Origin of the sequence: Bartonella taylorii 8TBB (assembly GCF_902825155.1) — a bacterium.
In the GTDB taxonomy this organism is placed as follows: domain Bacteria; phylum Pseudomonadota; class Alphaproteobacteria; order Rhizobiales; family Rhizobiaceae; genus Bartonella; species Bartonella taylorii_A.
Map to the genome: position 1 here is coordinate 1 of NZ_CADEAG010000071.1, position 564 is coordinate 564.

The 564-nt window shown below is 36.3% G+C and carries 1 pseudogene; it reads left to right on the forward strand.

The features are described from left to right. Positions 1 to 188 precede the first annotated feature (188 nt). Positions 189 to 564: pseudogene (locus tag J7R13_RS08690) on the forward strand (sn-glycerol-3-phosphate ABC transporter substrate-binding protein UgpB); the annotation flags it as partial.

Sequence of the window (564 nt, forward strand, 5' to 3'; positions counted from 1 at the left end):
ATCTCGTTAATACATCAGAAAGCTTATAAAAGAAAACGAATAAATTTAAACAAATTCATTTGACCTTTTTGTGGTTCCTGTTTAAATGAGAGAATATATTTCTGAAATAAAACTGTCATAGCATATTCATGTGTAATACTATAAATTTAGGGGTAGTTTGTATTCCATCACTTCAGAAAGGGTGAGCCATGAGTCGTTTTTATCTTACCATAGCGGCCACGGTTGCTATCATAATGTCTACAGCGGGAATAACAGCAAGTTTTGCACAGACAAAAATCAGCTTTTGGCATTCGATGAGTGGTGAATTAGGAAAGCAAACTGAAAGTCTCATTAACGATTTTAATGCAAGTCAATCTGAGTATAAATTTGTTCCTGCAGTTCGCGGCGAATATGAAGAGGGGTTGATTTCACTCATTGCAGCATTTCGTGGAAAGAAACAGCCAGTGCTTGCCCAAATTTATGACGTTGGTACTGGAACTATGATGGCTGCAAAAGGCGCAATCTATCCATTTTATCAACTTATGGCTGATACGAAACAAGAATTTGATCCTACAGATTATTTCC